8 protein-coding genes are annotated in these 6,889 nt (G+C 57.0%); all 8 read left to right on the top strand.

All coding sequences use genetic code 11. The features are described from left to right. The first annotated feature begins 196 nt into the window (after positions 1–196). The 8 genes from pnuC to EJA72_RS28875 all read left to right on the top strand — a co-directional run bounded on the left by pnuC (position 197) and on the right by EJA72_RS28875 (position 6,879). Positions 197–760 (top strand): nicotinamide riboside transporter PnuC, encoded by a 564-nt coding sequence (gene pnuC, locus EJA72_RS28910; RefSeq protein ID WP_157715269.1) that lies wholly within the window; start codon positions 197–199, stop codon positions 758–760. After that, a complete protein-coding gene (locus tag EJA72_RS28905) occupies positions 757–1,281 on the top strand; it encodes an AAA family ATPase (protein ID WP_157715268.1) in 525 nt (174 codons plus the stop codon). Before pnuC ends, EJA72_RS28905 begins: the two co-directional genes overlap by 4 nt. Before the next feature lie 358 nt (positions 1,282–1,639). Next, entirely contained in the window at positions 1,640–2,077 is a 438-nt protein-coding gene (locus EJA72_RS28900; RefSeq protein WP_178129631.1) for a hypothetical protein, read from the top strand. Position 2,078: 1 nt separating this feature from the next. After that, a complete protein-coding gene (locus EJA72_RS28895; protein WP_157715267.1) occupies positions 2,079–2,669 on the top strand; it encodes an adhesin in 591 nt (196 codons plus the stop codon). A gap of 51 nt (positions 2,670–2,720) precedes the next feature. Beyond that, positions 2,721–4,040 (top strand): heme utilization protein, encoded by a 1,320-nt coding sequence (locus tag EJA72_RS28890; protein ID WP_157715266.1) that lies wholly within the window; start codon positions 2,721–2,723, stop codon positions 4,038–4,040. 63 nt (positions 4,041–4,103) lie between these two features. Beyond that, on the top strand, positions 4,104–4,784 hold the full coding sequence (locus tag EJA72_RS28885; RefSeq protein WP_157715265.1) for a C39 family peptidase: 681 nt from the start codon (positions 4,104–4,106) through the stop codon (positions 4,782–4,784). Between the two features lie 33 nt (positions 4,785–4,817). After that, a complete protein-coding gene (locus EJA72_RS28880; protein WP_157715264.1) occupies positions 4,818–5,555 on the top strand; it encodes a hypothetical protein in 738 nt (245 codons plus the stop codon). Positions 5,556–5,601: 46 nt separating this feature from the next. Beyond that, on the top strand, positions 5,602–6,879 hold the full coding sequence (locus EJA72_RS28875) for a hypothetical protein (RefSeq protein ID WP_157715263.1): 1,278 nt from the start codon (positions 5,602–5,604) through the stop codon (positions 6,877–6,879). Positions 6,880–6,889 lie beyond the last annotated feature (10 nt).

The raw sequence follows: 6,889 nt of genomic DNA, 5'->3' as shown, positions 1-6,889 counted from the left end.
GTTCGGCTGCGCAGCAGTCGTAAATCCGGCAACCACATTCCTGCTGATACACGGCGGGACATCTCTGACGACTGCTACGCAGCCGAACGCAGCCTCGCAAGCTCGGCAGCTGCTACATACCACGGTTGAGCGGTACTACTCGGCCGCGCCTGCCGTTACAATCCGCCCCCTCTCCGATTTCTACCAAGGAACCTCCATGTCCGGGCTTGAACTGTTTGCCGCCGCCCTCGGTGTCATCGCCGTCTGGCTGACGGTCAAACAGAATCCCTGGTGCTGGCCTATCGGGCTGGTCATGGTGTCGCTTTACAGTTGGGTCTTTTTTGAAGTGAAGCTGTATTCGGACATGCTGCTGCAGGTGATCTATGCCGCCTTGCAGCTCTACGGCTGGTGGCAGTGGACGCGCGCGGGTGCAGAGCGCCAAGGTCGACAGGTCAGCCAGCTCAAGGGCAAATCGATCGCGCTCGGCCTTGCCATCGGTGGGCTCGGCAGTCTGTTGCTCGGTGCGGCCATGGCGCACTGGACCGATGCTGCCCAGCCCTGGCTCGATGCAGCGCTGACCGGCTTCAGCCTGGTGGCGCAGGTGTGGATGGCGCAAAAGCGCGTTCAATGCTGGCCGCTGTGGATCACGCTGGACGTGATCTTCGTCGGGCTCTTCATCTATAAAGGGATGTACCTGACCGCTGGGCTCTATGGGCTGTTTACCGTGATTGCCGTACAAGGCTGGCGTGAATGGCGTGGCGATCCGGCGTTGCGCGCATGAAAGTCCTGGTACTGACCGGACCCGAGTCCAGCGGCAAAAGTTGGTTGGCATCCGAGTTGCAGACACAGTTCGGTGGAGTGCGCGTAGACGAATACGTGCGTTGGTTCATTGAGCAGAACCCACGAGACACCTGCCTGGCGGATGTTGCGCACATCGCCTCGGGTCAGTTGCAATGGGAGGACGAAGCTCGCGCCCGGCAGCCGCAGTTGCTGATTCTGGACACACACTTGCTGAGCAATATCCTCTGGAGTCAGACGTTGTTCGGCGATTGCCCGGCCTGGATCGAACAGGCGCTGCTGGCCCGGCATTACGATTTACACTTGCTGCTGTCGCCCGAAAACGTCGAGTGGGCCGACGATGGGCAGCGCTGCCAACCCGACTTGAGCGAGCGCCTGGCATTCTTCGACGCAACGAAAACCTGGCTGGAAACGCATCAAAAACCCTTCCAGGTTTTGCAGGGAGATTGGGCCGAACGGCGTGCTCTGGCCGTCCACCTTGTGTCGCTGCTACTGACCGCCTGACCCGTTTTCTGGGGACTTTTCCCCAGCTTTTTCCCCTCTCTCGGGGTAAAAGTGTCCATTCCTGAAACATCCCTACCGACGCAAACGCGCCGTTTCAACGCTCCCCTCGCACTTTCCCTCCAGTTGTTACGACGCTGATACAACTCGGCTCAAACCCTCGATCTAGAGCACTGCAACCGGTTTTATTGGTTGAAATCGTCAACGCCTGTCTCACGCATGAAACAGCGCCGACACAAGGCTCCCGGACAAAATCTGCAACCCACTGAATCACAAAGGAATTCAAAAAACGGCACAGCTTTCGCTCTCTACATCGCATCGCTGAAGGGCCAGCGTGCCACTTACAGAAGGAATTGCCGCCGTGGGGAAACTCAATAAAAGCATCTATAGCCTCCTGCTGGTCGGATGCGCACTGGGCTCAACTGTCTCTCTGCCTGTTCAGGCGGACAACGGCATCATTGTCATCAAACGTGATGTTCAAGTGCGAAACGCCGTGCAAGCGCCGGTGGCTCCCGACCCGAATCCGACCACCGCCAACGCCAACCCGTCCAAACAAATCCTCAGTCAAACGAATGAGTTGAGCGACGGCGACTTTGCCAACGTCGCCAGTGGTGCAGGCATCTCGCGCTTGGTCACTCAAAACACCAACAACCTGGGCGGCAATATCAACAACCAGCAACAACTGTCCAACCTCCCGGGTGGGCGTACGGGTAATGGCGGTAACGGCATTGCCAACATGGTCAATTCAAGCGTCCAGCAAGGCCTGGGTGCTCTGAAAATCATAACGGGAGACCGTTAAGATGAATCGTTCACTGCTGATTATTGCCATGTTTTGCAGTGCTTCGACCTTTGCCCAACCTCCCGTCATCAGTGACGTTCCGGTCATCGATAACGCCGTTATCGACAATTCGGGTTCGCAGTACCAGGGCAACGTCGGGGTCAACCAGGCCGCCGGCGATCTACAGCAGCAAGCTAACGCCCGCGCCATCGCCGTTGGCCATGGCGCCACCGCGACCACGCAGATTCGCCAAAGGTTGCGCTCCGTTGTCGACCCCGCGCTCGACGCCCGGTCCAGTATCCAGGGCAACTCCTTCAGTCACGGCAACGGCGTTCTGGGTGTGAACCAGAGCACGGGTGCCAGCAATCAGCAAGCCAATGCACTGCGCATCAGCGTCAGTGACCAGCCGCAAAGTATCGACGACAGCGTCCTCATGCAACAGAACGTGGCGCTGCTCAACAACTCCGATCCAACTGTCTCTGCACCCGGCTATCGCCAGGTCTCTACCAGTGACCAGGCATTCACCGGTAGTCGTGGGGTGATTCAGTTGAATCAGAGTGCAGGGGTGGGAAACCGAATGGCCAACACCCTGAGCATACGGGTCGCGGATTGACCCAAACAGGTAATAACAACACTTAACCTAAAATAAGTACGGAGAATCACCATGAAACCTTCGATGGCATTAAAGCCTCTGGTTTTCGCAATTGCTGCGGTCATGGCTGTTGCTGTACAAGCAAACGATCGGAATGATCACCATCATCACAATGGCGGTAATCAAACCCCTCCCCCAAAAATGATCCCTATCAGTGCCACTGCCAATGCTAATGACAAGCAAAGCAGCACCGGCAACAAAATCTACAACCAAGGGACTACAAACTCTGCCGAGATGAGTAGTTCTGGTGGAGGCTCCAGCGGCAACGTCGGCATCAACGTGGCTGGCGGTTCCGGCAACCAACAAGACAACGCGGCCGCCATCGCGAACGCTGCCTCTGACAATGCCTCTATCGATAACAGCTTCGTGTTTGGCACTGCCAGCGCTACTTCCAAAGTCACTCAGTTCAGCAACAACAACCGGGTCGACAATTTCTCCACCACCAACTCGGCTACGATGAGCGGGTCGGGCAGTGGCGCCAGCGGCAACATGGGTATCAACATTGCTGGCGGCGACCTCAACCAACAGAAAAACACTATGGCGATTGCCAATACCAATGCACCACTCGGTAATGCATCCGCCACCGCCTCTGCCGATCAAAGCGGTCCTGGCCTGACAGTGAATAACCTCGCTGATCGGACCTACAGCCTGGATACGCTGTCGTTCACTACAACCAAAAGCGGCAGTGCTTCTTACAACAAAGACTCCAGTCTGAGTGTTGATAAGAGCAAATCCAGCAGCTGGTCTGCCAGTGGATCCAACAGCTTTGATGTCAGTGGATCAAAAAGCTCGGCTGCCAGCGGCTCCGCAAGCTCCGATTCGAGCGCTACTAGCAGTGCTACTCTGAGCGCTTCCCTGGATGCTACTTTGACCGCAGCGGCTTCTGCTGCCAGATCCGTCACCTTCAACAACGGCAATGGCGATCGCACCCGCAGCAGTTCTTCGGATGCTTCGCTAGACGCTTCGCTCAGTGCTTCGGTCGATGCTTCTCTCGACACGTCGAACACAAACTCCACCAGCTCTTCGTATGATAAATCGCACGACTCGTCATTCACGAAATCGTTCGACTCTTCGTATGACAAATCTGGCGAGAAAGCGTCGCAATCGTCGAAAGACGTGACGAAAAGCTACAGTGAAAGCAGCTCGTTTGATTTGAGCAACACCGTCTCCTATCAAGTGCTGACTCCAACTGGCTGGGCCAACCCTGTGACCAACACTGCAACCCTGAGCGGTTCGGTGAACGGTGGCAGTGGCAACCTGGGCGTGAACGTGGCGGCTGGTGTGGGCAACCAACAAAGCAACTCGTTGGCCATTTCCAACCAATCGTTCTGATTGCTGTCTCTGGAGGCCCCCTGAATGGGGGCCTTTTTCAGCACCACCAGAGGGCATCCCACCATGCGCATTATCGTCTTGGCATTGTTGCTTTGCGTGGCCAGTGTGATCGAGGCTGCACAAATGCCGCTATCGGTCCTCCCGGGCGGAGGGTTGGTGTACAAGCCGATCCAGAGCGTACGCGAACGTAAATTTTCCGACCTGGTGCAACAGAAAACCGACTTCAGTTGCGGCGCCGCTGCGCTGGCAACCATCTTGCGTCAGGCCTATTGGCTGGACGTGAATGAAGAACAGATCATCGAAGGCATGCTGCAACACTCCGACCAGGATCTGGTTCGGACTCAAGGCTTCTCCATGCTCGACATGAAGCGTTACGTGGAAAGCATCGGAATGCGGGCCCGCGGCTACCGGGTGGCGACGGAAACGCTGAGCGACATCAAGATTCCGGTGGTGGTTCTCATGGACATCCGTGGCTACAAGCATTTTGTAGTCATGCAAAAAGTGTGGAAAGGCTGGGTCTATATCGGAGACCCGGTGCTCGGTCATAAACGCTACAAAGTCGAAGATTTCGTCAAAGGCTGGAACGGCATCATCTTTGCCGTCATCGGCCAGGGCTACGACAAATCCAACGCGTTGATCGACCCTCCCCTGCCACTGACTGCCAAGAACCGCGTCGACAATTTCAAACCGGTGCAAGACGCAGAGTTGATGGATTTCGGATTTATCCGAAGCGACTTCTTCTAATAACAAGGGAGCACGACGCTCCGGGAGCATCCCATGAAGACTCCACTCTGGCTGGCTGTGCTTTGCCTGGCCGCCAGCCTGCCCACCCAGGCAGAAATTTTCAAACCCATCGAATTGAAAGATCAGGAGCTGGCAGCCCTGCGAGGCCGCTATGTGATGCCGGGACGCATCATCAGTTTTGGCGTTGTGATGACCAGCACTTGGCAAAACGCCAACGGTGACGTGATCGGCGCGACGTCCTCGATGCAAGTCCAGCAAACGACCATCAAGCCACAGTTCTATGTGTCCTTGATCGACAAAACAGGCAATAGCTCCACCATCAAGCAAGGCACCGGCACCGTCACTGGCGGCAACGGCCTCAACACCACTTCAGGTGTGACTCAGGTGGTACGTGCTGCCGGCGACAATAACGCGGCCAACAACAACGTCGATATCAACGTCGCCAAGGCTAACCAGGCGCCGGTGATGCAACAGGAAGGCCAGGCACTGGACTCAGGCTCGACACTGGTCGGCGCCAATGGCGCGGGCTCGCTGAGTGTTTCCACGAACGGTACGGGTGTGCAACTCAACATCGTGGCCAACAACAACCAGGGCAGCACCATGCAACGCCTGGCCCAGGGTGGGCTGATGCAGAACACGACTTTGTTAGGAGGAGGCAATCAGGTCAGCAATCTCACGTCGCTCAATGTCGTGCTGCGTGACGGGCCGGCAGCCGGAGCGCTGAGCGGCAACCTGGATCAACTCAAAGGGCTTCGCGCTCTCGGATTCTGATCTACGCTCAGTCTCATCAGATCAAGTCAGAAGGGACGGCTAACCCATGCATCGATCTATACCGTTCAGATTTATCGTTTGTCTGAGTAGCCTGGCCCCGGCCTCATTGCTCTACGCAGCACCGGACCCCCAGGTAGAAGCACTAAAACAAGAACTCATGGAGTTGAAACAGCGTTACGAAGCACAGCAGAACGCGCTGATGGTACTTGAGCAGCGCGTTAAGCAAGTCGAAGAAACACCGGCGGCACCGCCTCCCAAACGCCTGACCAAATCCCCTGCCGAACCGGTCAAGGGTCAGTCGGTGGCCACCGGTGCGCCGGGCACCACAGGCAGTTCGTACGGACAATCGCTCAAGGATGATTCGGAGCCTGCGCAAAGCGTTTCCAACCTGTATGACGAAGCCAGCGGCTTTTTCGGTGGCGGCAAGTTCAGCGTCGAAACCGGCCTGACCTACACCCACTACGATACCCGAGCCTTGACGCTGAACGGCTTCCTCGCACTGGATTCGATTTTTCTGGGTAACATCAACCTCGACCGCATCAAGGCCGACAACTGGACCCTGGACCTGACCGCCCGCTACAACGTGGCGCAGCGCTGGCAGTTCGACATTAACGTCCCGGTTGTTTATCGCGAGTCGACGTACTCCTCCGGTGGCGCAGGTGGCGCAGGGCCAGTGACGTCGGACGAGACCGTTACCCGCGACCCGACCATCGGCGACGTGAACGTCGGCGTTGCATACAAGTTTCTGGATGAGTCGGCCAACCTGCCCGACGCGGTCGTTACATTTCGCGTGAAGGCACCGACCGGCAAGGACCCTTACGGCATCAAACTGGTCACTGACCCGACCAACGATAACCTCGCGGTTCCCGAGGACTTGCCGACCGGCAACGGTGTCTGGTCGTTCACCCCGGGCATCTCTCTGGTCAAGACCTTCGACCCGGCGGTGCTGTTCGGCACCCTGGCCTACACCTACAACATGGAGGACTCTTTCAGCGACATCAGCCCTCAGGTCGGCTCCAAGGTCAAGGGCGACGTGAAACTGGGCGATTCCTGGCAGGCTGGCGCCGGTATCGCATTTGCCTTGAACGAGAAGATGAGTATGTCGTTCTCGTTCACCGATCAGTTCGCCCGCAAGAGCAAGATCAAGCCCGACGGCGGCGATTGGCAATCGATTTCCAACAGCGATTACAACGCAGCCAACTTCAACATCGGCTTGACCTTCGCGGCTACGGACAACCTGACGATCGTTCCCAACCTGGCCATCGGCCTGACCGACGACGCGCCAGACTTTTCCTTCAGCCTGAAATTCCCGTACTACTTCTAATCTGCGACCC

It is taken from the genome of Pseudomonas sp. PB120 (genome assembly GCF_009761815.1).
Taxonomy (GTDB): domain Bacteria; phylum Pseudomonadota; class Gammaproteobacteria; order Pseudomonadales; family Pseudomonadaceae; genus Aquipseudomonas.
The sequence above is the reverse complement of the archived record's forward strand: the minus strand, read 5'-3'. Positions and strand labels throughout refer to the sequence as shown.

Excerpts from the sequence above, each read along its gene's own strand:
- pnuC (WP_157715269.1), top strand. The coding sequence starts at position 197 with ATGTCCGGGCTTGAACTGTTTGCCGCCGCCCTCGGTGTCATCGCCGTC.
- EJA72_RS28905 (WP_157715268.1), top strand. The coding sequence starts at position 757 with ATGAAAGTCCTGGTACTGACCGGACCCGAGTCCAGCGGCAAAAGTTGG.
- EJA72_RS28895 (WP_157715267.1), top strand. The coding sequence starts at position 2,079 with ATGAATCGTTCACTGCTGATTATTGCCATGTTTTGCAGTGCTTCGACC.
- EJA72_RS28890 (WP_157715266.1), top strand. The coding sequence starts at position 2,721 with ATGAAACCTTCGATGGCATTAAAGCCTCTGGTTTTCGCAATTGCTGCG.
- EJA72_RS28885 (WP_157715265.1), top strand. The coding sequence starts at position 4,104 with ATGCGCATTATCGTCTTGGCATTGTTGCTTTGCGTGGCCAGTGTGATC.
- EJA72_RS28880 (WP_157715264.1), top strand. The coding sequence starts at position 4,818 with ATGAAGACTCCACTCTGGCTGGCTGTGCTTTGCCTGGCCGCCAGCCTG.
- EJA72_RS28875 (WP_157715263.1), top strand. The coding sequence starts at position 5,602 with ATGCATCGATCTATACCGTTCAGATTTATCGTTTGTCTGAGTAGCCTG.